This is a genomic window from Streptomyces chlorus, assembly GCF_042655885.1.
Classification (GTDB): Bacteria; Actinomycetota; Actinomycetes; order Streptomycetales; family Streptomycetaceae; genus Streptomyces; species Streptomyces chlorus.
This window is the reverse complement of record NZ_JBHSOA010000035.1, coordinates 61798-86885: the sequence shown is the minus strand read 5'-3', so window position 1 is coordinate 86885 and position 25088 is coordinate 61798. Positions and strand designations below refer to the sequence as shown.

Genomic DNA, 25088 nt, shown 5'->3' with positions numbered 1-25088 from the left:
CGGGTACGGCCCACCGGGGCAAAGTGACGTAGGCAACGGTCCCGCCCGTGGACCGGCCGCCACCTGCCCGCCTCACATCGTCAGCAGCATCGCCACCATCGCGATGCCCATGGACAGTCGGCACGCCCGTGCCAGCTCCGGCCGGTCCCCCCAGCCCGAGGCCCCGCCGGCCCCTGGTGCCGGGTTTCCCGCCACGGTGGTCACCGGCACCAGTCGTACGCCTGTGACCAGTACGTATCCGGTGAAGTAGAGCAGCAGGACGCCGGTCAGCAGGGGTATGCCCGAGCTCCCGTGCGGGTGCCCCTGCCCCTGTCCCGGTCCGGGGGAGACGGCCATCGCCACCGCCATGTAGACCATGGCCCCGGCGCCCAGTGGATGGTGCAGATGGTGGGCGCCCGCGCGGGCCGCCCACAGGGCGTGCAGCCCCGCCGCACCGAACACCACCGCGTAGACGGGCCACGCCCACGAGGGCGGTGTGAAGACCGCCGCCGGTACGGCCATCGCCGCCATGCCGAAGCCCATCAGCGCCTCGCCGCCCGCGGCACGGCGCTGCTCCTCGACGCTGCTGCGCATCCGCAGCAGGCAGTAGGTGCCGGTCGCCGCGCAGAGCGCGACCAGCAGCCAGCCGGACGCCGTCGGTCCGTGCACGCGAACCTCCCCCTGGGGCCGCCCCCGCCGCACGGGTGGTCCCGCTCCACGGTCGGTCAAGGCATGCCCGCGCTCGAAGGTGTGCACGCGAGCGCACAGGGGTACACGGGGGGCATTCGGGGGAGCATCGCAGGTCATGAAGATATTTTACGAGTAAAAGGTCTGGTAATCTTATACGTCATGAGCAGTGCGACCCCCCGTCCCGCCCCCAAAACAGAGCCGGCGCCGAAGCGTCGACGGTTCCCACTGATCGACGTGCTGCGCGTCGGGCGGCCCTCCAACATCTGGTTCAAACCCGCCTTCAGCGTGGTGGTCGCGGTCGCACCGCCCACCCTGACCCTGGTCGCCCTAGGCCGGCTCGACCTCGCGGTCTACACCATGGCCGGTTCCCTGTGTGCCCTCTACGCCCACAATCGTCCGTACGCCGCCCGCGCCAAGGCGCTCGCGGGAGTGGGGCTCGGCATGGTCGGGGGCCTTGCCGTTGCCCTGGTCGCCGCCTCGCTCACCAGCAACGCCGTGATCCTGGTCACCATCGGCGCCCTGCTGGCCGCCGCACAGAAGGTGCTGTGCGACGTCACGCGCATCGGCCCGCCCAGCAACGTGATCCTCACCTTCGTCAGCTCCGCCTCGCTGTTCGTCCCCCAGACCCTCGGACAGGTCCCCGGCCATATCGCACTGGCCGCGGTGGCCGGGGTCTGGGCCTGGCTGGTCGGCATGGCGCCCGTACTGGTCCGGCCGCACGGCCCCGAGCGCCGCGCCACCGCCGACGCCCTGAACGCCACCGCCGCGTACGTCGATACCGGCGGCACCGGCGACGGCCACGCGCGGGCCCGTGCCTCCGCCTACGCCGCCGTGCAGGCCGCCTGGCAGTGTCTGCTCCTCACCGGGCCCCGCTCCGTCGCCACCCGCCGGGCCCTCGAACGGCTGGTCATCCGCGCCGAGATCGCGCTCGCCGCGCCGGCCGAAGCCGACCCCGCGCGGCTGCGCGCCCAGGCCCGCGAGCTGCGCAGCGCAGGCCGTGTCCCGGGCGCCGACGCCCCCCGCTCGGAGGCCGACGAACTCCTCGGTGTGACCGCCGAGCGCGCCGTCCCCCCTCGCTCGCTGTGGTCCCGGCTGGGACCGCTCACCCCCATCGCCGTACGCACCGCCCTCGGCTGCGGCCTCGCCGGATACGCCTCCCTCGCCCTCGGCGTCGGGCGGCCCTACTGGGCCCTGACCACAGCCGCCGCGCTCTACCAGGCCAACATCACCCTCACCTGGAGCAGGACCGTGCAGCGGGTCGTCGGCAACCTCGTCGGCGTGCTGCTCTTCGCGGCCATCGCCCCGATCGCCAACCTCGGACCGCTCGCCCTCGTCCTGTGCTGCCTCCTCTTCAACTTCGGTGCCGAGGCGCTCATCGGCCGCAACTACTGGCTCGGCAGCGTCTGTGTGACCCCGCTGGCCCTGCTCGTCACCGAGTTCCCCGGTTACCAGGCGACCGGCTCCCTGATCACCGGCCGTGTGGTGGACACCCTCGTCGGCGCACTGGTCGGCTTCGCCGCCGCCCTGGCCGTCACCAACCGGCGGGCGGGCAACCGCGTCGCGACGGCGCTCACCACGGCGGGCCTCCGGCGCGAACACGCGGCCCGGCTCCTGGCCGACCCGCAGGCCGACCCCACCGCCCTGGAGACCGCCAGGCGCGGCCTGGCCGCCGCCCTTGTCGACCTGCGGGCCACCGCCGACGCGGCCGCGGGCGAATGGTGGCTTCGCACGCTGCCGCAGGAGGGGGTCGTGCTCGCCGAGCAGGCGGGACACCGTACGCTCGCGGCGACGGTACGACGCCAGGGCCTGGCGGCCGGCTCCGGCGAGGAGACGAACCAGGGCGCGGGCACAGGCACGAACCCGGGCACAGGTTCAGGCATGAGTCCGGGTGCCGGCACGAAGGCGGGCACCGGCACCGGCAAGGGCACGAACGACGACACGGGCAACGACACGGAGGACGTACGGCCATGAGGGCGACCGAACGACCCCCGGCCGACGGAGGACATCCCGCCGAAGGGGCCCACCGGGCCGACGGGGGACCCCCGGCGGACGAGGCTCCCCCGGTCGGCGCGAGAGTCCCCACCGGCGAAGGCACATCGGTGACCGGCCAGGACACCGTCGCAGAGGTGGTCCGGCAGTGGCGGGCGGTGTACCCCGGCCTCGACACCGGGCCCATGGAGATCATCGGGCGCGTCAACCGCTGCGCCGCCCTGCTCCAACAGGCCGAGGACGCCCCGCTCGGCCGGGCCGGACTGACCCGCCCCGAGTTCGACCTGCTCGGCGCGCTGCGCCGCACCGGTCGCGAACTGACCCCGGGCGAACTGGCGCGCGAGACCTTCTCCTCGGGCGCCGCCGTCACCAAGCGCCTCAAGCAGCTCTCCGCGCACGGCCTGGTGGAGCGCCGCGGTGACCCCCGCGACCGCCGAGTGGCCCGGGTCCGCCTGACCGACGCCGGGCGGGACGCGGTCGACAGGGTGATGCCCGCGCAGCTCGCCTACGAGAGTGCCGTGCTGTCCGGCCTGGACGGACCGGCGCTCGGCGAGCTGGCCTCGCTGCTCGCCGAGCTGCTGGGCCGGCTGGAAGGACGCCTGGGCGCCCCGCGGACGTGACGGACCCCGGCCGTCGGGATTGCCCGTACCCGGTCTCAGATCCCCGGCCGGTACCGCAGCGGATGGTCGGCCGGGATCTCCACGAGGACGATCGGCGTGCCGTCCGGGTCGGCGATCCACATCTCGATCAGGCCCCACGGCTCCTTCACCGGCGGCCGGACGATCTCGACGCCCTTGTCCTTCAGCTCCCCGTGGACTGCCGTCACGTCCGCCACCTGGAGCCACAGCCTCACCGCGGGGTCCGCCGTGTCCGCCGGGGTGTCGGACCGGCCGGACAGCTCCAGGAAACCGCCGCCGAGGAAGTAGACCGTGCCGCGCTCCGGGCCGGTGGCGAACTCGCGGTACACCGCGAGGCCCAACTGCTCGCCGTAGAAGACGCGGGAGCGCTCGGGATCGGTGGGACGAAGGAGGATCCGGCTGCCCAGTACATGCACCATGCGGCCGAGCGTAGCGGCCGGGATAACCTCGTCCGTGGCCGAGCCACGCCGACAACCGGTACAGCCGGCGCATTTGCGGACTGCGTGCCGCGGTCTGCGGACGACCTGAGCGAAGAACTTGAGCGAAGAAGCGGAGAAGGGCCCCATGGAATCCGTCACCGAGAGCGCACTCACCTTCCGTGACGCCACCGACGCCGATGTGGACGGTCTCGTCGCGCTGATCGAGTCGGCGTACCGGGGTGACCCCAGCCGGGCCGGGTGGACCACCGAGGCCGGCATCCTCCAGGGGCAGCGGACCGACCCGGAAGGCGTGCGGGAGGTCGTCAAGTCGCCGGACAGCCGGCTGCTGACAGTGGAGCGCGAGGGCCGGATCGTCGCCTGCTGTCAGCTCGAGCACCGCGGTGACCACGCCTACTTCGGCATGTTCGCGGTCAGCCCCGGGCTCCAGGGTGCCGGGCTCGGAAAGACGATCATCGCTCACGCCGAGCGGCAGGTGCGGGACACCTGGGGCGCACACGAGATGCACATGACCGTGATCACGGTGCGCGAGGACCTGATCGCCTGGTACGAGCGGCGCGGTTACCGCCGTACGGGCAGGACGACTCCCTTCCCGTACGGCGACGAGCGGTTCGGCATTCCGCTCCGCGCCGACCTGCAGTTCGAGCTGCTGGTCAAGGAACTGTCCTGACGGCCGAACGCACGGTCCCGGCTGCCGCTGGACGTGGCCCTGGGCGGAGCCGGCCCGACTGTCACGCGGTGAAGCGGCCGGTGCGTTTGATCTCCGGGTAGTCGGTGGTCGCGCCGTCGAGCCCGAGGGCCCGGACCAGTCTGAGGTGGTCCTGCGTGTTCACCACCCAGCCGATGATCCTCAGGTCCGCCTTGCGGGCCTGCTCGACGATCTCCAGGGTGAGGCGGCGGATGTTCAGGCAGACGGTCGACGCGCCGACGCCGACCGCCCGCTTCACCACATCCGGGCTGTAGAGGCTCGCGATGAGGGCGGTGCGTACCCCGGGCACCAGACGGGCGATCTCGGCGATCGCGTCGTCGTGGAACGAGGACACCTCGATCCGGCCCGCCAGATTCCGCCGGTTCATCACCTCGGCCAGGGTCCTGGCCGCCTGCACGTCCTTGATCTCGGCCTGCAACGGTGCGTGGACGGCGTCCAGCACCTCCTCGAAGACGGGGACGCGCTCGCCGCGTCCGGCGTCCAGGGCGCGCAGTTCGGCGACGGTCCGGTCGGCGATCGGGCCTGTGCCGTCCGTCGTGCGGTCCAGGTCCGTGTCGTGCATGACGACGAGCGCGCCGTCCTTGCTCAGATGCAGATCGAGTTCGATGACGTCGAGACCGGCCTCCTGGGCGGCGACGAAGGACCGGAGGGTGTTCTCGGGCTCGACACCCATGACTCCGCGGTGACCGATGGTGAGGAAGTTCAAGATGCGACTCGCTTCCGTCGACGGCGACGCGGGACCGCGTCCCTGCGGCCCTCCTGGACCGTATCGCCTATGCCCGCCCCGTCCAGATGCTGAACATCGAAGTCGAAGAGTGTCACTCAGTCGCGTGATGGACAGGAAAAAGTGCGGTGACAGTCAGGGTGGCGCAGGATAATTTACGGAAGTGTCCCTTGCTGGGAGAAACCTCGTATGTATACGGTCGGCGTACGCAGTTTCTTCGCTGGAGGATGGGATATGACGGAAATTCTTGTGCAGGTGGGTACGGAGGGGGCCGTTCCTTCGGCGGCCAGGGTGGTCGAGCACCCGGCGTGGCCCGCGCTCAAGGATGCCGTGGAGCGGATCAGACCCTGGCAGGCGAAGGACGGATCGATCGACCTCGATGCCGAGGGAGCCCCGGCCCGCGCCGAGGCCGAGTTCGAGGTGCGCCGGGTGGTCGACGCGCTCGACGAGCTGTCCCCGCTGCTCCCGCACGACCGCGCCTATCACGAGGCCCTGGCGAAGGATCTGACCCGCTGGGCCGAGGGCGGCTTCGAGGTGCCCGACTTCCTGGACTCGCTGCTGGCCTTCCACCCGGCCGCGCGCCGCGAGGACGGCCTCCAGCACCTGGTCGTCTTCCCGATGTACACGCAGAACGGCAATCCGGACCGCAATCTCGAGGCGGTCGTGCTGCGCATGGTCTGGCCCGACTGGCTGGCCGAGCTGGAGCGCACCCGCTACGACAACCCGCTGTTCTGCGGCATCTCGTTCGAGGACTTCACCGCGGGCTACGACACCAACTCCGCGGTGCTCTTCCCCGAGACCATCGCCGTGCGCGAGGCCCCCGAGCGGTTCACCTGGGGCGGCATCTTCTGCGACCGCGAGGCCGCCCGCTTCCGCAGGGTGTCCGCCGCCGCCGTCGACCTCCTGGGACTGGAGCTGCCCGACGACGTCGCCGCGCTGGTGCACGACCAGAAGCGCTGCGAGGAGGCGTTCGTCCTGTGGGACATGGTGCACGACCGCACCCACAGCCACGGCGACCTGCCCTTCGACCCGTTCATGATCAAGCAGCGCCAGCCGTTCTGGATGTACGGCCTGGAGGAGCTGCGCTGCGACCTCACGGCCTTCAAGGAGGCCGTGAAGCTCGCCGGCGACGGCGTCCCGCAGGCCCGTGACGTGCAGGTCGCGGTGCTGTTCGACCGCATGTTCCGCTTCCCGGTCACCGGCGAGCGGGTCCGCAACTACGACGGCCTCGGCGGCCAACTGCTCTTCGCCTACCTGCACCAGCACGACGTCGTCCGTTGGACCGACAACAAGCTCACCATCGACTGGGACCGTGCCCCGCAGGTCACCAACCAGCTGTGCGCCGAGATCGAGACGCTGTACCGCGACGGCATCGACCGCCCCAAGCTCGTCCACTGGTTCGCCGGGTACGAGCTGGTCTCCCGCTATCTCTCCCCGCACCCGGGATCCAAGTGGGCCAAGGGTCCCGACGCCCTGGACCTGACGCAGCCGCCGCGCAAACTCGTCGATGACGTGCTCCCGGACGAGTTTCCGCTGAGCATGTTCTATGAGGCACTGTCCAAGAAGCTGAAGAACGTGATCGCCTCGACCAGGGGCATCACGGCGGACAGCACCGAGCGGATCGCCGCGTGAGCGATCTCGTTCACACCACTGTTCAGGAGGCGAGGACCATGGGGAACGGGGCGCTCGACGGTGCGGTGATCGCGGTGGCCGGCGCGGGGGGACCCGCGGGGCGGGCGACACTGCTCAGGCTGGCCGAGGCGGGGGCGACCGTCGTCGGCTCCGACAACGACCCGGAGCGGTTGGCGGAGGCCGTGGACGCGGCGCGCTACGCGCACGGCGGCTCCACCGTCACCGGTGACACGGTCGACCTGCTCGACCTGGACTCCACCCGCGAGTGGGCCGCGCGTACCGAGAGGGAGTTCGGCCGGGTCGACGGCCTGGTCCATCTTGTCGGCGGCTGGCGCGGCAGCGAGACCTTCACCAAGACCAGCCTGGACGACTGGGACCTGTTGGAACTGCTGCTGGTGCGCACCGTGCTGCACACCTCCCTCGCCTTCCACGAGGGGCTGCAGCGCAGCGACCGAGGCCGGTACGTCCTGATCAGCGCGGCCGGCGCCAGCAAGCCCACCGCGGGCAACGCCGCCTACGCGGCCGCCAAGGCCGCCGCCGAGGCGTGGACGCTGGCCATGGGCGACTACTTCCGCAAGGCGGGGGGCGAGCAGGGGCCGACATCGGCGGCTGTGATCCTGGTGGTGAAGGCGTTGGTGCACGACGCGATGCGCGCCGACCGCCCCAACGCGAAGTTCGCGGGCTTCACGGACGTCAAGGATCTCGCCGAGGCGATCGCCGGCGTCTGGGACAAGCCCGCCGCGGAGTTGAACGGAAACCGTCTGTGGCTGACCGAGAAGCCGTGAATCCACCCCGCACCGACGCGCGCCGCCATCACGACCCGGACATCCGCGGCTTCGCCAGCGACAACTACGCCGGAGCCCACCCGGAGGTGCTCGCCGCCCTGGCCCTGGCCAACGGCGGGCATCAGGTCGCATACGGCGAGGACGCGTACACGGAGAACCTCCAGCAGGTGATCCGCAGCCACTTCGGCCCCACCGCCGAGGCCTTCCCGGTCTTCAACGGCACCGGCGCCAACGTCGTCGCACTCCAGGCGGTCACCGACCGCTGGGGCGCCGTGATCTGCGCCGAGAGCGCGCACATCAACGTCGACGAGGGCGGGGCACCGGAACGCGTCGGCGGGATCAAGCTCCTCACCGTGCCCACCCCCGACGGCAAGCTCACCCCCGAGCTGATCGACCGGCAGGCGTACGGCTGGGAGGACGAGCACCGTGCGATGCCGCAGGTGGTGTCCATCGCCCAGGCCACCGAGCTGGGCACGGTGTACACGCCGGACGAGATGCGCGCCCTGTGCGAGCACGCGCACGCCCACGGGATGAAGGTACACGTCGACGGCTCCCGGCTGGCCAACGCCGCCGCCGCCCTGGACGTGCCGATGCGCACCTTCACCAACGCGGCCGGCGTCGACCTGCTCTCCCTGGGCGGCACCAAGAACGGTGCCCTGTTCGGCGAGGCGGTCGTGGTGCTGAACCAGGACGCCGTCAGCCACATGAAGCACCTGCGCAAGCTGTCCATGCAGCTCGCGTCCAAGATGCGCTTCGTCTCGGTGCAGTTGGAGGCCCTGCTCGCGCGGGACCTGTGGCTGCGCAACGCCCGGCACGCCAACGAGATGGCCCAGCGCCTCGCCGAGGGCGTGCGCGCCGTGCACGGCGTGGAGATCCTTCACCCGGTCCAGGCCAACGCCGTCTTCGCCCGCCTGCCGCACGCCGTGACCGAGCGCCTGCAGAAGCGCTTCCGCTTCTACTTCTGGGACGAGGCCGCGGGCGACGTCCGCTGGATGTGCGCCTTCGACACCACCGAGGACGACGTGGACACGTTCGTGGCGGCCCTCAAGGAGGAGATGGCCCGCTAGCGGCCGTCGCGCAGTCAAAATTTTCGCATAGGTATGCAGTCAATCGAAAATTCATTGAACTTCGGTTGGGTGCATACCTATGCTCCATTGGTATGCAGACCATCCAGGAAATCCCGGATCTCTCCGCCTATCTGGCTGTCGATGAGACGATCGACCACCGCCACCGCCACCGCCACCGCCTGGTCCGCGAGACTGCCGCCAGGCTCGCGGCCGGAGCAGCCGACTCGTATGAGTATGCGCGGACGGCCTTCGAGTTCGTGCGCGACACCATCCCGCACTCACAGGACTCCGGCGATCCCCGCGTCACCTGGCGGGCCTCCGACGTCCTGGAGCAGCGCACCGGGATCTGCTACGCCAAGGCCCACGCGCTGGCCGCATTGCTGCGGGCCGAGGACATTCCGACCGCGCTGTGCTATCAGAACCTCGGGGTGCTGCACGGTCTGGTCGCCGTGCGGTTCGCCGGTGCCTGGCACCGGCAGGACCCCCGGGGCAACGGGCCGGGAGCCGACGCCCGCTTCTCCCTGGACGGCGAGCGACTGGCCTTCACGCCCGATCCGGCCGCCGGTGAGACGGATTACCCGCTTCTGTATGCCGCACCGCATCCCGTCGTGCTGAACGTGCTCAAGGCCGCGCGGGACCGCCCGCACCTGTGGCGGGCGCTCCCCACCGCGCTGCCGGACCGCGCCGGATCATGACGCGCACGCCGACGGCGGCTCAGCGCGCCTCGGCCGCGCGGACCTGCTCCGGGGTCGGCGCCGTGCCGCCGAGGTGGGCCGGCATCCACCAGGTGTCGTCCTGGCCCTTGGGGCGCACCGGGTAGGCGCGCTGCGCGGCCTCCAGCAGTTCCTGTACCCGCCCCCGCAGCTGCCGGGTGATCGCGCCCGCGTACTTGTCCCTGGACGCCTCGATCGCCTCGCCGACGCGCATGGTGATCGGGGTGTGGCTGCGCTTGAAGTTGCGGGGGTGTCCCTTGGTCCACAGCCGTTGGGTGCCCCACACCGCCATCGGGATCAGCGGTACGCCCGCCTCCTGCGCCATGCGCGCGGCACCCGACTTGAAGCTCTTCAGCGTGAAGGACTGGGAGATCGTCGCCTCCGGGAAGACACCCACGATCTCGCCCGACCGCAGCGAGGCGAGCGCGTGCGCGTACGCCGCGTCGCCCTGATTGCGGTCCACGGGGATGTGCCTCATTCCGCGCATCAGCGGACCCGAGATCTTGTGCCGGAACACGGCGTCCTTCGCCATGAAGCGCACGAGCCGCTTCTGCGGCAGCGCCGCGAGGCCGTTGAAGACGAAGTCCAGGTAGCTGATGTGGTTGCTCACCAGTACGGCGCCGCCCGTACGCGGGATGTTCTCCGAACCCCGGCAGTCGATCTTGAGGTCCCACGCCTTGAACAGAGTCTGGGCGAAACCGATCACGGGACGGTAGACGAGTTCTGCCATGGGTGCGGTGGAACCCTTCCTGCTCTGCCTGGGAAGGGGGACTCCCAGCCGAAGTTACGCAGCCGTAGGTTTACGGCTTGTCGCTGATGGTGCCCCAAGAACGACCGACGGACCAGCCCCGGCGCCTGCCTGCGGCGAGATTCTTGTCACGTCCACTCCCCTGATCCACCTCGGACTTTTGCGTCGCCATTACCCCGTGCGCACCGTCATCCGCCGCAGGAGCAGGTACATCTCGCACCCCAGGCAGTAACCGAACAGGGCGTTGAGGAAGGCCGCCGCGAGCGCGGCGCCGATCGCGGCGAGGCCCAGCCAGTCGGGTCCGAGGGCGAAGCCGACGAGCCCGACGACGGTGAAGACCAGCCCCACCGCCTGCGCGAACCGCGGCGGTTCGGGAGCCTCGAAGTCCGTCGCCGGTCCGATCCGTGGCCGCAGGACACGCCGGAACAACCAGCCGTACGGCGAGCGGCCGACCCCGCCCGCCATGCCGCAGGCGAACGCCAGCGTCTGCCAGGCCAGCAGCCACACGTTCCCGGTGATCAGCACCACGGCCAGCACCACGGTCGTCACGGCAGCCCCGAAGCGGGGCCCTCTCACGTCGATGTCCATGGATCGAGCATTCCGCACGGGAAACCCGTGCGGGTGCCGGGAATCTTTGCGGTCTCGTGAATGCTTCGACAGATGAGGACCGGACTCATGGTGTGTGTGCTGGTGCTCGCGGCGGCGAGCGCCTTCGGAGTGCTGCAGCGGCGGCGGAGCGGGAGAATACGGGTGCGAGGGCGGGACGACGGCAAGCGGCTGAGGGCGGCGGAGCTCGGCGCGGACCTCGGTGAACGAGCCACCCTCGTCCAGTTCTCCAGCGCGTTCTGTGCGCCCTGCCGGGCGACCCGGAGGGTGCTCGGCGAGGTGGCCGGCCTGGTTCCCGGCGTGGCCCATGTGGAGATCGACGCCGAGGCCCACCTGGATCTCGTGCGCCGACTGGACATCCTCAAGACCCCCACTGTGCTGGTCCTCGACGCCGACGGCAGCGTCGTCCGGCGCGCCACCGGCCAGCCGCGCAAGGCCGATGTGATCGCCGCACTCGGCGAGGCCGTATGACGGAGTGGGCCGCCCGCTCCTCTTTTTTCACCACCGGGGATGTTTCCACGCCCTGCGTGACCGGCTCCGGGGCGACTGCTGCTGCGTGCCGATCGAGTTCCGGTTACGCTGCGTTGCGAAGGTCACAGTTCAAAGCGCTTGCTCAGCGGGAACGAACTGGTTGTACTGGCGAGTAATATTTCGCTCGGAAACGTGGATCGCCCCGATCGGGAACGGCCGTTTGAGGCGCCTATGCTGCCTGAAGGCAGGCAGCCAGAAATGACGATTGCAGTAGGAGAGCCGGCGTGAGCTTGAGGATCGTTGTCACAGTGAAGTACGTGCCCGACGCCACCGGCGACCGGCACTTCGCCGATGACCTGACCGTCGACCGCGACGATGTGGACGGTCTGCTCTCCGAGCTGGACGAGTACGCGGTCGAGCAGGCGCTGCAGATTGCGGGGAACTCCGACGACGACGTGGAGATCACCGTGTTGACGGTGGGCCCCGAGGACGCCAAGGACGCGCTGCGCAAGGCGCTGTCCATGGGCGCGGACAAGGCGATCCACGTCGAGGACGACGACCTGCACGGCACCGACGCGCTCGGCACCTCCCTGGTGCTGGCCAAGGCGATCGAGAAGGCCGGCTACGACCTGGTCGTCTCCGGCATGGCCTCCACCGACGGCGTCATGGGTGTGGTGCCGGCGCTGCTCGCGGAGCGCCTGGGCGTGCCGCAGGTGACGCTGCTCTCCGAGGTCTCCCTCGAGGACGGCACGGTGTCGGGCCGCCGGGACGGCGACGCCGCGTCCGAGCGGCTCGAGGCGTCGCTGCCGGCGGTGGTGTCGGTCACCGACCAGTCGGGCGAGGCGCGTTACCCGTCCTTCAAGGGCATCATGGCGGCGAAGAAGAAGCCGGTTCAGTCCTGGGACCTGTCCGACCTCGGCCTCGAGGCCGACGAGGTCGGCCTGCAGGGCGCCTGGAGTGTGGTCGACTCCGCGACCGAGCGCCCGGCCCGCACCGCGGGCACGATCGTCAAGGACGAGGGCGAGGGCGGCAAGCAGCTTGCCGAGTTCCTCGCGAGCCAGAAGTTCATCTGAGCCCCGGGGCTCAACTCGCTTCCCGCCCCTCACACTTCGCAAGCAGGAGAGAAGAAGTCCCATGGCTGAAGTTCTCGTCTACGTCGACCACGTGGACGGCGCCGTCCGCAAGCCGACCCTGGAGCTTTTGACGCTGGCCCGCCGCATCGGCGAGCCGGTCGCCGTCGCGCTGGGGGCGGGTGCCGCCGGCACCGCCGCCACGCTGGCCGAGCACGGCGCGGCGCGGGTCCTGACCCACGAGGCCGCCGAGTACGCCGACTACCTGGTCGTACCGAAGGTGGACGCCCTGCAGGCCGCCCACGAGCAGGTGTCCCCGGCCGCCGTTCTCGTCCCCTCCTCCACCGAGGGCAAGGAGATCGCCGCCCGCCTCGCGCTGCGCCTGGGCTCCGGCCTCATCACCGACGCCGTCGACCTGGAGGCCGGCGAGGCGGGCCCGGTGGCCACGCAGTCGGTGTTCGCCGCCGGCTACACCACCAAGTCCCGTGTCTGCCGGGGCACCCCGGTCATCACCGTCAAGCCGAACTCGGCCGCGGTGGAGCCGGCCCCGGCCGCCGGCGCGGTCGAGGCGCTGTCCGTGACCTTCTCCGAGCAGGCGAGGGGCACCAAGGTCACCGGCCGCACCCCGCGCGAGTCGAGTGGCCGCCCCGAGCTGACCGAGGCCGCGATCGTGGTCTCCGGTGGCCGTGGCGTGGGCGGCGCGGAGAGCTTCGCGGTCATCGAGGCGCTCGCCGACTCCCTCGGCGCGGCCGTCGGTGCCTCGCGTGCCGCGGTCGACGCCGGCTGGTACCCGCACACCAACCAGGTCGGCCAGACCGGCAAGAGCGTGTCGCCGCAGCTGTACATCGCCTCCGGCATCTCCGGTGCGATCCAGCACCGCGCGGGCATGCAGACCTCGAAGACGATCGTGGCGGTCAACAAGGACGCCGAGGCCCCGATCTTCGACCTGGTCGACTACGGCGTCGTCGGCGACCTGTTCGACGTCGTCCCGCAGCTCACCGAGGAGATCAACACCCGCAAGGGCTGATCCCTTCCCGGCCGTACAAGGCCACCGGGCTCCTACGACCTCGTCCGACGCGGTCGTAGGAGCCTTCGCCTGTTCAGGAACGGGGCTGCCCCGGCTGTCCGAGGGTGAGCGACGCCTGCACCGGCAGATGGTCGCTCGGGAACCGGCCGTCCTGCGCGAAGATGTTGACCGACGCCCGGTGCACCCTGACGCCGGGCGTGGCCAGGACCCAGTCGATACGGGCACCGCCCGGCACCGGCGGTTCGTACCCGTGGAACGTCCCGTACGCCTCGCCCCGCTCGGCCGCCGCGTCCCAGGTGTCGACGAGACCGGCGCCCAGCACCGTGTCGTACACCGGGTTCCCGTGGGCGGCGACGTTGAAGTCCCCCGTCACGATCACGGGCAGGGAGCGGGCCAGCCCGGTGACGCGCTCGGCGATCAGGGCGGCGGCCCGCTCGCGCGCGTACTGGCTCGCGTTGTCCAGGTGGGTGTTGAGCACGTAGAACTCCCGGTCACCGGCGCGCAGATCGCGGAAGCGGACCCAGGTGACCATGCGGATGTGGGCGTTGCCCCAGGTGTTCGAGGCGATCAGGTACGGCGTGTCGGAGAGCCAGAAGTGGTCGTACTCCAGGGGGGCGAGCCGGCGGGTGTCGTAGAGGATCCCCATGAACTCGTCGAGGCTGCCGCCCGCCCGGCCGGTGCCGATCCAGTCGTAGGACGACCCCAGGTCCGCCTCGATGTCGCGCAGTTGCTGGTGGAGGCCCTCCTGGGTGCCGATGACGTGCGGCCGCTCGCGGCGCAGCAGTCGGCGCATCACGGGTCTGCGGGCGGCCCAGCTGTGGGGCTCCACCGTACTGGCGAAGCGCAGGTTGAACGACATGACCTCGAGCGGCCCGCCCGGGCGTTCCTGGCGTTCCTGTGCCGAGGCGGGCTCGGGAGGCAGTGCTGTACTGGAGAGCGGAAGGGCGACGGAGGCGGCGAGCGCGGTCTTCAGTCCCAGGCGGCGCGTGACTCGGCTGTGGTTCGGCACAGGAGCTCCTTCGCTGGTGCTGCGCGGCGGTGTCCGGGCGAGCCGGACGTACGTCGGTGTGCGGGGTGGTGCGGTGCCGGGCGGTGCGTGGTTCCGTGTCAGACGGTGCCAGATGGACGTGAACATGCCGAGATGGCGGAGTGGATCGAGATGCAAGAGGGGCATGAGGTGGTGTTGACCGGCGCGAAGGCCGCCCGATAACTTCATTCAACGGATTGTTGATTCCGTATCGCGGAAAGTGTGGGGCGGGCGTGTTGCGGGGCGTGAAGGATCTGGAGGGCGTGGAATGAGCCAGGGCCGACAGGAGCAGGTGGCCACGAGTATCGCGGGTGCCGTCGGCGCGGAGATCAGCGCCTTCCTGGCGCCGGTCGACGCCGAGCTGGAGCGCCGCTACCCCGGAGACCCCGGCACCCGTCAGCCCGTCCACACCGTCTACGTCCCCGGCGACGTCTTCACCGCCGGTACCCTCCGCTCCTGGGGCGATCAGGCCCTGGCCGCTCTCGACGAACACGCTCCGGACGCCGCCTCGTTCGCCGCCGCCGTCGGGATGGACCCCGCCCTGGCCGAGGCGGTGTACGGCCGCGTCCGCGCCAAGCTGGAGCGCGAACCCGTGGAAGACCTGCGCGTCGACTTCGAGGACGGCTACGGCAACCGCCCCGACGCCGAGGAGGACGAGACCGCCGCCCGCGCCGCGCGGCGGATCGCCGAGGCGCACCGGGACGGCACGGCGGCCCCGTACGCGGGCATCCGGATGAAGTGCATGGAGGCCGCGGTGCGCGACCGGGGCATCCGCACCCTCGACATCTTTCTCACCGGCCTGGCCGAGGCCGGCCCGCTGCCCGGAGGGCTGGTGCTGACGCTGCCCAAGGTCACCTCTCCCGAGCAGGTCACCGCCATGGTGCGGCTTCTGGAGGCATTCGAGAGGGCGCGCGGGCTGGAACCCGGCCGACTCGGCTTCGAAATCCAGATCGAGACCAGCCAGGCCATTCTCGCCGCCGACGGCACCGCCACCGTCGCCCGGATGATCCAGGCCGCCGAAGGGCGTGCCACAGGGCTGCACTACGGCACCTTCGACTACAGCGCCTGCCTCGGAATCTCCGCCGCCCACCAGGCCGGTGACCACCCGGCCGCCGACCACGCCAAGGCCGTCATGCAGGTCGCCGCCGCGGGCACCGGCGTACGCGTCTCGGACGGCTCCACCAACGTCCTGCCCGTCGGCCCGACCGCACAGGTCCACGCCGCCTGGCGGCTGCACCACGGCCTCACCCGCCGGGCCCTGGCCCGCGCCTACTACCAGGGCTGGGACATGCACCCCGGGCATCTGCCCACCCGCTACGCGGCCGTCTTCGCCTTCTACCGCGAGAGCTTCGAACAGGCCGCCGCCCGGCTCGCCCGGTACACCGCCCGGACCGCAGGCGACGTCATGGACGAGCCCGCCACCGCCAAGGCCCTCGCCGGCCACCTGCTGCGCGGCCTGGACTGCGGCGCCCTGGACCACGCCGAGGTGGCGCGGGCGACCGGTCTCACCCGCACCGACCTGGAGGGCTTCGCGTCCCCGCGCCGCGGTGACCCGAAGGCCTCCGCACCGTAGCCGCCACCTCTGCGAAACAGTCGTGCGGGAGCCGCGTTCCGCGATGCTCCATGGTGACCGGCGCGTTCGCGTCGGCTACGTGAGGGGCGGCGGCAACGACAGGCCGGTGCCCGGACTTCCCGTCCACCGGGACCGTACGTACCGCTCCAGACCCGACGCCGTCACCAGACGCTCCTCGGCGAAGACCCGGGTGCCCCGCGCGCAGAGCGCCGGGTCGGCGCGGGCCCGCGCGCTGAACTGTTCGGCGGAGACGCCGAACAGTTCCCTCAATGCCCTTGAACGCAGCAGGAGTTCGGTGAGCAGCGGACGTTGGCCGGGGTGGCCGCGTGGGGCCCGGGTGCCGTCGTGGAGGACGCCGTGCCGGTTGACGTACGCGTGGCTGCCGGGGAGCGCGGTACCGTCGGGGAGTTCGATGCGGACGGCGGGTGAGGGCAGCCAGACGCGGTCGTAGTTGCCGTCCGGCAGGGGTACGCCCTCGCTCGCGTCGATCACCGCGAGCTGCTCGGCGTCGAGCCAGATGACGAACAACTCCCTTACTGTTCCCGGGGCGTCGACCGGTGACGCGGACACATATCCCATGCGGCTCACATGCGCCGAGACACCCACGTCGACGCCGCTCACCCGGGCCCGCACCATGGGGATGGGTGAGGAGACCCCGAACTCATCCATCTTGTACCGCAGTTGGCCGGGGGAGGCGTTGGACCCGACGGCCAGGACGGGCACCCGGTCCTCGTGGACCAGGCGGTCCAGCGGCAGCAGCCGGTCCCCGTCCAGCAGCCCCGACTCCCGCGGCCACGAACCCGGGTACCGCAACGGATGCTCGCGCGGCGCCTCGGCCAGGCCCAGCGCCCGCAGCGTACGGTCCGCGTCCTTCGTGTGGTGTGCGCGGTCACTTGAGCAACGGGAGCGGTCACCCGCGTGGCGTGCGCCGTCCGTTCGGATCCTCGTGGACACGGGGGCTCAGTCCGCCGGGGGCAGCTCGCCCGAGCCGCGCGTGATCAGCTTGGTCGGCAGCTCGATCCGCTCGGGGGCGAGCAGGGTGCCGTCCAGCTGGCGGAAGAGGCGTTCGGCGGCGGTCCGGCCGAGGGCCGCGGAGTCCTGGGCGACGACCGTGAGCCCAGGCCGGAGCAGATCGGCGAGCTCGATGTCGTCGAAGCCGACGAGCGCGACAGGGCGGGACCGCTCGCTCAGGACCCGGATCACGGTGACCGTCACCCGGTTGTTGCCCGTGAAGACAGCCGTGACCGGATCAGGGCGGGACAGCATCTCCTCGGTGGCCCGGCGCACCCGCTCGGGGTCGGTGACCCCCAGGGACATCCAGGCGTCCTCCACCGGTATGCCCGCGTCCTCCATGGCGGTACGGTAGCCGCGCAACCGCTCGGACGCGGTGTGGATGCCGGGCATGTCACCGATGAAACCGATCCTGCGGTGCCCGTGGGCGATGAGATGGGCCACGCCGTCACGGGCGCCGCCATAGTTGTCCGACACGACGACGTCGGCGTCTATCCGGCCTGCCGGCCGGTCCACGAAGACCGTGGCGACACCCGCCTTGAGCTCCGGCTCGAGATACCGGTGGTCGTCACCGGCCGGAATCACCACCAGGCCGTCCACCCGGCGGGCGCACAGTGCCAGCACCAACTCCTGCTCGCGGTCGGCGTCCTCCGCGCTGGAACCGTTGATCAGCAGCGCGCCGTGTGCGCGGGCGACCTCCTCGACCGCCCGGCTCAGCGGACCGTAGAACGGGTCCGCGAGATCCTCCAGCACCAGGCCCACGCTGGCGGTACGGCCCTTGCGCAGCACTCGCGCGCTGTCGTTGCGGCGGAAACCGAGGGCCTCGATGGACTCCTGCACCCGGCGCTCCGTCTCCGGCGTGACCCCGGGTTCGCCGTTGACCACCCGGGAGACCGTCTTCAGGCCGACCCCGGCACGGGCCGCCACGTCCTTCATGGTCGGACGGTTGCCGTAACGGGACCCTGAGAGGCGGTGGGTGCGGTGGGGTGTCTCCGGCACGGTGCGGTGTCCTGTTCTGTCGACCACGGGCTGTGTGGATCCATGGGGTTGTATGAGGATGTGGCGTCGAGCATAGAGCCTGGACAACGTTGTCAGGCTCAGGGACACTGTCCACCGCGCATCCTGGCCCGCGAGCGATCGCGACATCGGGGTGCGGCTCGCCCCGTGTGTCGGTTCGTGGCCGCGCACGGGCTGTTTCAGCGCCTTTCTCATGGTTGACGGGGAGAACCGAGACTGATGCACACCGACCTCGTGGCAGCGCTCGACATCGGCGGCACCAAGATCGCCGGTGCGCTGGTGGACGGGCAGGGCCGAATACTGGTCCGGGCCCAGCGGCCGACGCCCGCCAAGGAGGACGGCGACACCGTGATGCGGGCGGTCGAGGCGGTGCTGGGCGAGCTCACCGCGTCCCCGCTGTGGGGGCACGCGAGCGCTGTCGGCATCGGCAGCGCGGGCCCCGTGGACGCCTCCGCGGGCACGGTGAGCCCGGTGAACGTGCCCGGCTGGCGTGATTACCCGCTGGTCGCCGGGGTCCGGGCGGCGACCGGTGGACTGCCCGTGGAACTGATCGGCGACGGTGTGGCGATCACAGCGGCCGAACACTGGCAGGGCGCCGCCCGCGGCCACGACAACGCGCTGTGCATGGTCGTCTCGACCGGGGTCGGCGGCGGACTCGTGCTGGGCGGCCGACTGCATCCCGGGCCGACCGGCAACACGGGGCACATCGGCCACATCAGTGTGGATCTCGACGGTGACCCGTGCCCGTGCGGCTCGCGCGGCTGTGTGGAGCGCATCGCGAGCGGGCCCAACATCGCCCGTCGGGCCCTGGCGAACGGCTGGCTCCCCGGACCGGACAGCGACACCTCCGCCGCCGCGGTGGCCACCGCCGCCCGCGCCGGGGACCCGGCGGCCGTGGCGTCGTTCGCGCGGGCCGCGCGGGCGCTGGCCGCCGGAATCGCGGCCACCGCGACGCTCGTCGAGATCGACATCGCCGTGGTCGGCGGGGGAGTGGGCAAGGCGGGCGAAGTCCTCTTCGCCCCCCTGCGCCAGGCCCTGACCGAGTACGCGACGCTGTCGTTCGTCCAGCGTCTCGTGGTGACACCGGCGCGGATGGGCACCGACGCCGGGCTGGTGGGCGCCGCGGCGGCTGCCCTGACGCGGCGGACGGACCCGGCGGCGGCGGGCGTCTGACCGCGGCCGGGGCACGGGTGCCCGCAGGAGCGTTCACGCGTCGTACGTGTCCGTGCGTGACCCCGGGGCGGCTTCGGCCGTTGAGCCCGGCATGAAGAAGCGCAGCATGCTTGCCATCGCCTCCCTGGCCACCGGTTTCGTCGTCGCGGCGGTCACTCCGTCGCACGCGCACGGTGAGGGCTTCGACGGCCTCCCCGTCGGCGACGCACTCAGCACCCTCGACCACACCGTCACCGACGACGGCCCGGCCGACGCGGCCGACGGCGACCGGGAGGCCAAGGGCTGACGGGCCCACCGCACCCCCCCCATGGCGTCGGCGCCTCCTTCCGAAAGGGGCACCGGCGCCGTTGGTGTGCGTTCTCAACTGGGGCTGGTTTCCGTGGCAGGGTGGAGCGGGCAAGCCACAGGGGGCCCAACAGAAGAGGGGGGAACCGTGATCGTCTGGATCAACGGTGCGTTCGGTGCGGGGAAGACCACGATCGCACGGGAACTGATCGAACTGATCCCGAACAGCGCGCTCTTCGACCCCGAGGTCGTCGGCGGGGCGCTCAGTCATCTGCTTCCGCCCAAACGCCTGGCCGAGGCCGGCGACTTCCAGGACCTTCCCATCTGGCGCCGGCTCGTGATCGACACGGCGGCGGCGATGCTCGCCGAACTCGGGGGGACCCTGGTCGTTCCCATGACCCTGCTGAGACAGGATTACCGCGACGAGATCTTCGGTGGCCTCGCGGCCCGCCGTATTCCGGTCCGGCATGTCCTCCTCGCTCCGGCGGAAACGATCCTGCGTGAGCGAATAGCGGGCCGGGAGGTTCCGCCGGACCTCCCGGACGGCGAGATACGGATCCGGCAGTGGTCCTACGACCACATCGAGCCGTACAAAGCCGCTCTGGCCTCCTGGCTCACCGCCGACGCCTATCCGGTCGGCACCGGCCCGCTGAGCCCGTACGACACCGCCGTCCGGATCGCCGAGGCGGTCGGCAGCGGCGAGGCGCCCGCCTGCGACATCGTGCAGACGCCCGAGCCGAGCGCCGAGACCGTAGCCGCCGGTGTCCTCCTCTTCGACGAGCGCGACAGAGTGCTGCTCGTCGACCCGACCTACAAGCCGGGCTGGGAGTTCCCCGGCGGGGTCGTCGAACCCGGTGAGGCGCCCGCGCGCGCGGGCATGCGCGAAGTCGCCGAGGAGACCGGCATCCGCCTCGACGACGTGCCGGCCCTGCTCGTCGTCGACTGGGAGCCGCCCGCGCCGCCCGCCTACGGCGGCCTGCGCCTGCTCTTCGACGGTGGCCGTCTCCACGCCGCCGATGCCGCGCGGCTGCTACTGCCCGGCCCCGAACTCCGCGACTGGCGCTTCGTCTCCGAAACGGAGGCCGCCGACATGCTGCCGCCGGTGCGCTACGAACGGCTCCGCCGCGCCCTGCGGGCACGGGAACGGGGGAAGGCGATGTATCTGGAAGCGGGGGTACCGGTCGGCTGACGTCCGGAACGCGGCCGGACCCCGCGCGGCCTGGCGCGGCCTGTTTCCGGTGCGACTGCGACGCCCGGCCCGGCACGTGGTTCCCCGGCCGGGCGTCGCACCGCAGCCGTGCCGCGCGGGCGGGATCAGCCCGTGGACTCGGCCGCGGACGCGTAGTTGCGCAGGAACAGTGCCTCCGTGACCGACAGCCGTTCCAGCTCGTCGGGTGAGACGCTCTCGTTGACCGCGTGGATCTGCGCCTCCGGCTCGCTCAGGCCGATGAGCAGGATCTCCGCCTGCGGGTAGAGGCCCGCGAGGGTGTTGCACAGCGGGATGGATCCGCCCTGCCCCGCGTAACTCATCTCCTGGCCCGGGTACGCGACCGCCATCGCGTCGGCCATGGCCCGGTAGGCCGGGCTGGTGGTGTCGGCGCGGAACGCCTGCCCCTGTCCGATGTGCTCGGTGCTCACCCGCGCACCCCACGGCGTGTGCGCCTCCAGGTGCGCCCGGAGCAGCGTGGTCGCCTCGGCCGCGTCGACACCCGGCGGCACGCGCAGGCTGATCAGTGCGCGGGCACTCGCCTGCACGGACGGGGTGGCGCCGACGACCGGCGGGCAGTCGATGCCGAGGACGGTGACGGCCGGGCGCGCCCAGATGCGGTCGGCGACCGTGCCGGAGCCGATCAGCTCCACGCCGTCGAGGACCTTGGCGTCCTTGCGGAACTGCTCGTCGTCGTACTGCAGCCCGTCCCAGGCGCTGTCGCCGGGCAGCCCGTCGACGGTCGTGCTGCCGTCCTCGGCGCGCAGCGAGTCCAGGACGCGGACCAGGGCGGCCAGGGCGTCCGGCGCGGCGCCGCCGAACTGGCCCGAGTGCAGGTTGCCTTCGAGTGTGTCGACACGCAGCCGCAGGAGCGTCATACCGCGAAGGGTGGCGGTCACCGTCGGCAGACCGGCGCGGAAATTGCCGCTGTCGCCGATGACGATGGTGTCGGCCGCCAGCAGTTCGGGGTGCTGCTCGGCGTACCGTTCCAGGCCGCCGGTGCCCTGCTCCTCCGAACCCTCGGCGATCACCTTGACGTTGACGGGAACGCCGCCGTCGGCCTTGAGCGCGCGCAGCGCCAGCAGGTGCATGATCACACCCCCCTTGCAGTCGGCGGCCCCGCGCCCGTACCAGCGGCCGTCCCGCTCGGTGAGCTCGAACGGCGGGGTGTCCCAGCCGGCCTCGTCCAGCGGCGGCTGCACGTCGTAGTGGGCGTACAGGAGCACCGTCCTGGCGCCCTCGGGGCCGGGAAGGAAGCCGTACACCGACTGGGTGCCGTCGGGGGTGTCGAGGAGGGCCACGTCCTGGAATCCCTCGGCCGTGAGCGCGTCCGCGACCCAGCGGGCGGCGCCTTCGCTCTCGCTGCGCGGGAACTGGCCGAAGTCCGCCACCGATTTGAAGGCCACCAGTTCGGCGAGCTCCTCCTTCGCCCTGGGCATCAGTGAGGCGACGGTCACGGCGACCGGATTCGACGACATGGGCACGCTCCTTGTGGGTGCGACGTTGTACGTGTGCGTACGTTCGTGGGCGAGGCGATCGTGGAGCACGGGTGAGGTCCGGTGTACGGGGCACCCATGCCGCACGATCCTCCCACAGCGGTTTCGAGTGATCGTCGCCGTAGTATGCGGTGGACAGATGGGGTACCCCCTGCTCGAGTGAAGCCGAGAGCACGGGGGAGGCAGGCGGCTGGATCGGGAGCAGTAGACCATCGTGAGCAGCGAGAACTCTTCGGCGGACGACGCGCGGCAGGTATGGGACGTCGTTGTGGTGGGCGCGGGGCCCGCGGGGGCCTCGGCCGCCTACGCGGCAGCGGTCGCGGGACGGCGCGTGCTGTTGCTGGAGAAGGCGGAACTGCCGCGCTACAAAACGTGCGGTGGCGGCATCATCGGCCCTTCGCGGGACTCCCTGCCGCCCGGCTTCGAGCTTCCGCTGAAGGACCGGGTGCACGCGGTGACGTTCTCGATCAACGGCCGCTTCCCCCGTACCCGCCGGTCCCGGCAGATGCTGTTCGGGCTGATCAACCGGCCCGAGTTCGACCACCAACTGGTGGAGCACGCGCAGAAGGCCGGCGCCGAGGTGCGCACCGGTGCCGCCGTGCAGCGGGTCGAGCAGCACGGCTCGGCGGTACCGGACCGCCGCACGGTCGCGCTTGTCCTGCAGGGCGGCGAGACCGTGCTCGCGCGGGCCGTGGTCGGCGCGGACGGCAGCGCCGGCCGCATAGGAGCACACGTCGGGGTCAAGGTGGCCCAGGTCGACCTGGGCCTGGAGGCGGAGATCCCGGTGCCGGACACCGTCGCCGAGGACTGGAAGGGGCGGGTACTCATCGACTGGGGCCCGATGCCCGGCAGTTACGGCTGGGTCTTCCCCAAGGGCGACACGCTGACCGTCGGCGTGATCTCCCAGCGTGGTGAAGGCGCCGCGACCAAGCGGTACTTGGAGGACTTCATCGGACGGCTCGGTCTCGCCGGCTTCGAACCGAGCATCTCCTCCGGCCACTTGACCCGGTGCCGGGCGGACGACTCTCCACTGTCGCGCGGACGGGTGCTCGTGTGCGGGGACGCCGCCGGGCTTCTGGAACCGTGGACCCGCGAGGGCATCTCCTTCGCGTTGCGCTCGGGCCGGCTGGCGGGGGAGTGGGCGGTGCGCATCGCCGAGGCCCACGATGCCGTGGACACACGCCGGCAGGCGCTGAACTACGCCTTCGCGGTCAAGGCGGGGCTCGGTACCGAGATGAGCGTGGGCAAGCGGATGCTGGCCGCGTTCGAGCGGCGCCCCGGGGTGTTCCACGCCGTCCTCACCGGCTTCCGCCCGGCCTGGAACGCCTTCCGGGACATCACCCGCGGTTCGACGACGCTCGGCGAGCTGGTCCGTACCCATCCGCTGGTCCACCGCGCCATGACCGCGCTGGACCGGCGTCCTTCGGGTGGTGGCTCCGGTGCCGGGGACGGCTCCGGTGCCGGGAGTGGTTCCGGGACCGGGAGTGGTTCCGAGGCAGGGGGCGCGTCCGTCAGTTCGTGACCGTGATCCGGAAGACCGGGTGGTCGGGGGCGATGTGGCGCAGCTCCTCGTCGGAGGAGTCCGGGCCCACTCCGTTGAAGAAGGCACCGACCTCCGCCTTCCAGCGCTTGAGGTAGGCGCGCAGCAGCGGTGGCTTGTCGTCGTCGGCGACCTCGGTCGCGGTGAAGACCTCGACGTCCTTCCCGAGGTGCAGTTCGCCGCCGCCGGCCGCCCGCATGTTGTGCGTCCACTGGACGTGGCCCCGGGGCGCGACGAGGTACTGAGCACCGTCCAGGGTCATCAGATTGACCGGGGTGGTCCGCCACTGGCCGCTCTTGCGGCCGCGGACCGCAAGCACCCTGGACCCCCAGACGCTCAGCCCGCGGCGGGTCAGCCACGCCACGAGGCGGTTGAGGACGTTGACGGTGAACCAGCCGGGCTTCTTGACGTGCGTGGACATGAGGGCCTCCAGGTGAGAACAAGTCGGGTCGCCAAAGTGGCGTGGCGAAGGAGATGCGGAACGCATGGAGAGCGCCGCCCCTTTTTGTGAGCGCTGCTCTCTGTTTGTTGATGCCAGTCTGCATGGCCTGACGCTGCCAGGCAAGAGCGCTGCTCTCTTTTGCGTCTGCCGCTCTTGTTTGTGTGCGGCGCTCTGATTTCATGGAAGACTGATTCCATGAGCACCGCACACGGCGCCCGTGCACGGGCCAGGATCGAAGTTACCGCGGCGATCAAGGAGGAGGCCCGCAGACAGCTCGCGGCGGAAGGCGCCGCCAAGCTCTCGCTGCGAGCCGTGGCCCGTGAACTGGGCATGGCGTCCTCCGCCCTGTACCGGTACTTCCCCAGCCGCGACGACTTGCTGACCGCTCTCATCATCGACGCTTACAACTCCCTCGGCGAGGCCGTCGAAACGGTCCACGACGAGGTCGCCGACACCTCGCCGGCCCGGCGCTGGACCGTGATGTGCGAGGGCGCGCGTACCTGGGCGCTCGGGCACTCGCACGAGTACGCGCTGATCTACGGTTCGCCGGTCCCCGGCTACAAGGCACCCGACACCACCGTGCCGGCCGCCTCCCGCCTGGCCTTCCTCGCCTTCGACATCCTGCGGGACGCACACCGCTGCTCCGCTCTGGCGCTGCCGCCCCTGTCGGCCGGCCTGCGGCCGGAGGCCGAGCGGATGGCCGCCGACCTCGCGCCCGATCTCCCCCCGGAGGTGGTGGTGGCGATGGTGGCGGCCTGGGCCGAGCTGTTCGGGCTGGTCGGGTTCGAACTGTTCGGGCAGTTCCACCGGGTCGTGGAGGACCGCGAGAGGTTCTTCCGGCACGCGGTGGACCGCCTCGCCCGTTCGGTCGGCCTGCCGGCGGCGTCGTAACCCCCGCCCTCTCACCGTTCCGCCGCCCGCGCCGACGCGTACTTCCAGGGGAGTACGTGTGATGACCTCGCCGGGTGACGCCGCCACCGGCACCCGGCGTCCAGCGTGACGGACATGGAGGAGCAGCGTGGGCGCGGCGGG

26 protein-coding genes are annotated in these 25088 nt (G+C 71.3%); 16 read left to right on the top strand and 10 right to left on the bottom strand.

Features of this window, described 5'->3' with window-relative positions; genetic code table 11:
- Positions 1 to 72 precede the first annotated feature (72 nt).
- Positions 73 to 648, bottom strand: coding sequence for a DUF5134 domain-containing protein (locus ACFPZI_RS16970; RefSeq protein WP_381363865.1), 576 nt, complete (start codon positions 646 to 648; stop codon positions 73 to 75).
- Positions 649 to 828: 180 nt separating this feature from the next.
- Here ACFPZI_RS16970 and ACFPZI_RS16965 point away from each other — a divergent pair, with 180 nt between their 5' ends.
- The gene (locus tag ACFPZI_RS16965; RefSeq protein WP_381363864.1) at positions 829 to 2640 is read left to right on the top strand and encodes an FUSC family protein; all 1812 of its coding nucleotides are present in this window, start codon (positions 829 to 831) and stop codon (positions 2638 to 2640) included.
- The gene (locus ACFPZI_RS16960; protein WP_381363862.1) at positions 2637 to 3278 is read left to right on the top strand and encodes a MarR family winged helix-turn-helix transcriptional regulator; all 642 of its coding nucleotides are present in this window, start codon (positions 2637 to 2639) and stop codon (positions 3276 to 3278) included. Before ACFPZI_RS16965 ends, ACFPZI_RS16960 begins: the two co-directional genes overlap by 4 nt.
- 35 nt (positions 3279 to 3313) lie before the next feature.
- On the opposite strand, the gene ACFPZI_RS16955 is transcribed toward ACFPZI_RS16960, so the two are convergent.
- Entirely contained in the window at positions 3314 to 3715 is a 402-nt protein-coding gene (locus tag ACFPZI_RS16955; protein WP_381363860.1) for a VOC family protein, read from the bottom strand.
- Between the two features lie 145 nt (positions 3716 to 3860).
- On the opposite strand from ACFPZI_RS16955, the gene ACFPZI_RS16950 reads away from it, so the two are divergent.
- Positions 3861 to 4403 (top strand): GNAT family N-acetyltransferase, encoded by a 543-nt coding sequence (locus tag ACFPZI_RS16950; protein ID WP_381363858.1) that lies wholly within the window; start codon positions 3861 to 3863, stop codon positions 4401 to 4403.
- 61 nt (positions 4404 to 4464) lie between these two features.
- Here ACFPZI_RS16950 and ACFPZI_RS16945 read toward each other — a convergent pair whose 3' ends face one another.
- The gene (locus ACFPZI_RS16945; RefSeq protein WP_381363856.1) at positions 4465 to 5148 is read right to left on the bottom strand and encodes a glycerophosphodiester phosphodiesterase; all 684 of its coding nucleotides are present in this window, start codon (positions 5146 to 5148) and stop codon (positions 4465 to 4467) included.
- A 252-nt stretch (positions 5149 to 5400) separates the two neighbouring features.
- On the opposite strand from ACFPZI_RS16945, the gene ACFPZI_RS16940 reads away from it, so the two are divergent.
- From ACFPZI_RS16940 to ACFPZI_RS16925, 4 genes are all read left to right on the top strand, one after another.
- Positions 5401 to 6798 carry a DUF6421 family protein gene (locus ACFPZI_RS16940; RefSeq protein WP_381363854.1) on the top strand — a complete coding sequence of 466 codons (1398 nt, stop codon included), beginning with the start codon at positions 5401 to 5403 and terminating at the stop codon, positions 6796 to 6798.
- A 38-nt stretch (positions 6799 to 6836) separates the two neighbouring features.
- Positions 6837 to 7583, top strand: a complete 747-nt coding sequence (locus ACFPZI_RS16935; RefSeq protein ID WP_381364100.1) for an SDR family NAD(P)-dependent oxidoreductase — start codon at positions 6837 to 6839, stop codon at positions 7581 to 7583.
- Complete coding sequence (locus ACFPZI_RS16930) at positions 7580 to 8650, top strand: threonine aldolase family protein (RefSeq protein ID WP_381363853.1); 1071 nt, start codon at positions 7580 to 7582, stop codon at positions 8648 to 8650. Before ACFPZI_RS16935 ends, ACFPZI_RS16930 begins: the two co-directional genes overlap by 4 nt.
- A 92-nt stretch (positions 8651 to 8742) precedes the next feature.
- Positions 8743 to 9345 (top strand): transglutaminase domain-containing protein, encoded by a 603-nt coding sequence (locus ACFPZI_RS16925; RefSeq protein ID WP_381363852.1) that lies wholly within the window; start codon positions 8743 to 8745, stop codon positions 9343 to 9345.
- Positions 9346 to 9364: 19 nt separating this feature from the next.
- Here ACFPZI_RS16925 and ACFPZI_RS16920 read toward each other — a convergent pair whose 3' ends face one another.
- Together ACFPZI_RS16920 and ACFPZI_RS16915 are read right to left on the bottom strand one after the other, a co-directional pair.
- The gene (locus tag ACFPZI_RS16920; protein ID WP_381363850.1) at positions 9365 to 10093 is read right to left on the bottom strand and encodes a lysophospholipid acyltransferase family protein; all 729 of its coding nucleotides are present in this window, start codon (positions 10091 to 10093) and stop codon (positions 9365 to 9367) included.
- 189 nt (positions 10094 to 10282) lie between these two features.
- Positions 10283 to 10699, bottom strand: coding sequence for a DUF4395 domain-containing protein (locus ACFPZI_RS16915; RefSeq protein ID WP_381363848.1), 417 nt, complete (start codon positions 10697 to 10699; stop codon positions 10283 to 10285).
- Between the two features lie 72 nt (positions 10700 to 10771).
- Between ACFPZI_RS16915 and ACFPZI_RS16910 the strand changes: the two genes are divergently transcribed.
- The 3 genes from ACFPZI_RS16910 (at position 10772) to ACFPZI_RS16900 (ending at position 13285) form a co-directional block, all read left to right on the top strand.
- On the top strand, positions 10772 to 11188 hold the full coding sequence (locus tag ACFPZI_RS16910; RefSeq protein WP_381363847.1) for a thioredoxin family protein: 417 nt from the start codon (positions 10772 to 10774) through the stop codon (positions 11186 to 11188).
- A 284-nt stretch (positions 11189 to 11472) separates the two neighbouring features.
- Complete coding sequence (locus ACFPZI_RS16905) at positions 11473 to 12261, top strand: electron transfer flavoprotein subunit beta/FixA family protein (protein WP_381363845.1); 789 nt, start codon at positions 11473 to 11475, stop codon at positions 12259 to 12261.
- 61 nt (positions 12262 to 12322) lie between these two features.
- The gene (locus ACFPZI_RS16900) at positions 12323 to 13285 is read left to right on the top strand and encodes an electron transfer flavoprotein subunit alpha/FixB family protein (RefSeq protein WP_381363843.1); all 963 of its coding nucleotides are present in this window, start codon (positions 12323 to 12325) and stop codon (positions 13283 to 13285) included.
- 73 nt (positions 13286 to 13358) lie between these two features.
- Here the strand turns inward: ACFPZI_RS16900 and ACFPZI_RS16895 are convergent, their stop codons facing one another.
- Positions 13359 to 14294: an endonuclease/exonuclease/phosphatase family protein gene (locus tag ACFPZI_RS16895; RefSeq protein ID WP_381363842.1), complete on the bottom strand. Its 936-nt coding sequence runs from the start codon at positions 14292 to 14294 to the stop codon at positions 13359 to 13361.
- A gap of 286 nt (positions 14295 to 14580) precedes the next feature.
- Between ACFPZI_RS16895 and ACFPZI_RS16890 the strand changes: the two genes are divergently transcribed.
- Positions 14581 to 15885, top strand: a complete 1305-nt coding sequence (locus ACFPZI_RS16890; RefSeq protein WP_381363841.1) for a DUF6986 family protein — start codon at positions 14581 to 14583, stop codon at positions 15883 to 15885.
- Between the two features lie 75 nt (positions 15886 to 15960).
- Here the strand turns inward: ACFPZI_RS16890 and ACFPZI_RS16885 are convergent, their stop codons facing one another.
- Both ACFPZI_RS16885 and ACFPZI_RS16880 read right to left on the bottom strand, forming a co-directional pair.
- Positions 15961 to 16698 carry a hypothetical protein gene (locus ACFPZI_RS16885; RefSeq protein ID WP_381364098.1) on the bottom strand — a complete coding sequence of 246 codons (738 nt, stop codon included), beginning with the start codon at positions 16696 to 16698 and terminating at the stop codon, positions 15961 to 15963.
- Positions 16699 to 16845: 147 nt separating this feature from the next.
- Complete coding sequence (locus tag ACFPZI_RS16880; RefSeq protein WP_381363839.1) at positions 16846 to 17922, bottom strand: LacI family DNA-binding transcriptional regulator; 1077 nt, start codon at positions 17920 to 17922, stop codon at positions 16846 to 16848.
- A 210-nt stretch (positions 17923 to 18132) separates the two neighbouring features.
- Here ACFPZI_RS16880 and ACFPZI_RS16875 point away from each other — a divergent pair, with 210 nt between their 5' ends.
- The 3 genes from ACFPZI_RS16875 (at position 18133) to ACFPZI_RS16865 (ending at position 20560) form a co-directional block, all read left to right on the top strand.
- Positions 18133 to 19086, top strand: coding sequence for an ROK family protein (locus ACFPZI_RS16875; protein ID WP_381363837.1), 954 nt, complete (start codon positions 18133 to 18135; stop codon positions 19084 to 19086).
- A gap of 91 nt (positions 19087 to 19177) precedes the next feature.
- Positions 19178 to 19372, top strand: coding sequence for a hypothetical protein (locus tag ACFPZI_RS16870; RefSeq protein ID WP_381363836.1), 195 nt, complete (start codon positions 19178 to 19180; stop codon positions 19370 to 19372).
- 147 nt (positions 19373 to 19519) lie between these two features.
- Positions 19520 to 20560 carry an NUDIX hydrolase gene (locus ACFPZI_RS16865; protein ID WP_381363834.1) on the top strand — a complete coding sequence of 347 codons (1041 nt, stop codon included), beginning with the start codon at positions 19520 to 19522 and terminating at the stop codon, positions 20558 to 20560.
- A gap of 125 nt (positions 20561 to 20685) precedes the next feature.
- On the opposite strand, the gene ACFPZI_RS16860 is transcribed toward ACFPZI_RS16865, so the two are convergent.
- A complete protein-coding gene (locus ACFPZI_RS16860) occupies positions 20686 to 22056 on the bottom strand; it encodes a dipeptidase (protein WP_381363832.1) in 1371 nt (456 codons plus the stop codon).
- 232 nt (positions 22057 to 22288) lie between these two features.
- Here ACFPZI_RS16860 and ACFPZI_RS16855 point away from each other — a divergent pair, with 232 nt between their 5' ends.
- Positions 22289 to 23596: a geranylgeranyl reductase family protein gene (locus tag ACFPZI_RS16855; protein ID WP_381363830.1), complete on the top strand. Its 1308-nt coding sequence runs from the start codon at positions 22289 to 22291 to the stop codon at positions 23594 to 23596.
- On the opposite strand, the gene ACFPZI_RS16850 is transcribed toward ACFPZI_RS16855, so the two are convergent.
- The gene (locus ACFPZI_RS16850) at positions 23586 to 24035 is read right to left on the bottom strand and encodes a nitroreductase family deazaflavin-dependent oxidoreductase (RefSeq protein WP_381363828.1); all 450 of its coding nucleotides are present in this window, start codon (positions 24033 to 24035) and stop codon (positions 23586 to 23588) included. The two genes, ACFPZI_RS16855 and ACFPZI_RS16850, sit on opposite strands and share 11 nt — an antisense overlap.
- Positions 24036 to 24251: 216 nt before the next feature.
- Between ACFPZI_RS16850 and ACFPZI_RS16845 the strand changes: the two genes are divergently transcribed.
- Positions 24252 to 24947 (top strand): TetR/AcrR family transcriptional regulator, encoded by a 696-nt coding sequence (locus tag ACFPZI_RS16845; protein WP_381363826.1) that lies wholly within the window; start codon positions 24252 to 24254, stop codon positions 24945 to 24947.
- The last annotated feature ends 141 nt before the right edge of the window (positions 24948 to 25088 follow it).

Excerpts from the sequence above, each read along its gene's own strand:
- ACFPZI_RS16870 (WP_381363836.1), top strand. The coding sequence starts at position 19,178 with ATGAAGAAGCGCAGCATGCTTGCCATCGCCTCCCTGGCCACCGGTTTC.
- ACFPZI_RS16850 (WP_381363828.1), bottom strand. The coding sequence starts at position 24,035 with ATGTCCACGCACGTCAAGAAGCCCGGCTGGTTCACCGTCAACGTCCTC.
- ACFPZI_RS16920 (WP_381363850.1), bottom strand. The coding sequence starts at position 10,093 with ATGGCAGAACTCGTCTACCGTCCCGTGATCGGTTTCGCCCAGACTCTG.
- ACFPZI_RS16950 (WP_381363858.1), top strand. The coding sequence starts at position 3,861 with ATGGAATCCGTCACCGAGAGCGCACTCACCTTCCGTGACGCCACCGAC.
- ACFPZI_RS16860 (WP_381363832.1), bottom strand. The coding sequence starts at position 22,056 with ATGTCGTCGAATCCGGTCGCCGTGACCGTCGCCTCACTGATGCCCAGG.
- ACFPZI_RS16900 (WP_381363843.1), top strand. The coding sequence starts at position 12,323 with ATGGCTGAAGTTCTCGTCTACGTCGACCACGTGGACGGCGCCGTCCGC.
- ACFPZI_RS16935 (WP_381364100.1), top strand. The coding sequence starts at position 6,837 with ATGGGGAACGGGGCGCTCGACGGTGCGGTGATCGCGGTGGCCGGCGCG.
- ACFPZI_RS16965 (WP_381363864.1), top strand. The coding sequence starts at position 829 with ATGAGCAGTGCGACCCCCCGTCCCGCCCCCAAAACAGAGCCGGCGCCG.
- ACFPZI_RS16910 (WP_381363847.1), top strand. The coding sequence starts at position 10,772 with ATGAGGACCGGACTCATGGTGTGTGTGCTGGTGCTCGCGGCGGCGAGC.
- ACFPZI_RS16845 (WP_381363826.1), top strand. The coding sequence starts at position 24,252 with ATGAGCACCGCACACGGCGCCCGTGCACGGGCCAGGATCGAAGTTACC.
- ACFPZI_RS16960 (WP_381363862.1), top strand. The coding sequence starts at position 2,637 with ATGAGGGCGACCGAACGACCCCCGGCCGACGGAGGACATCCCGCCGAA.
- ACFPZI_RS16890 (WP_381363841.1), top strand. The coding sequence starts at position 14,581 with ATGAGCCAGGGCCGACAGGAGCAGGTGGCCACGAGTATCGCGGGTGCC.
- ACFPZI_RS16925 (WP_381363852.1), top strand. The coding sequence starts at position 8,743 with ATGCAGACCATCCAGGAAATCCCGGATCTCTCCGCCTATCTGGCTGTC.
- ACFPZI_RS16915 (WP_381363848.1), bottom strand. The coding sequence starts at position 10,699 with ATGGACATCGACGTGAGAGGGCCCCGCTTCGGGGCTGCCGTGACGACC.
- ACFPZI_RS16940 (WP_381363854.1), top strand. The coding sequence starts at position 5,401 with ATGACGGAAATTCTTGTGCAGGTGGGTACGGAGGGGGCCGTTCCTTCG.
- ACFPZI_RS16955 (WP_381363860.1), bottom strand. The coding sequence starts at position 3,715 with ATGGTGCATGTACTGGGCAGCCGGATCCTCCTTCGTCCCACCGATCCC.
- ACFPZI_RS16875 (WP_381363837.1), top strand. The coding sequence starts at position 18,133 with ATGCACACCGACCTCGTGGCAGCGCTCGACATCGGCGGCACCAAGATC.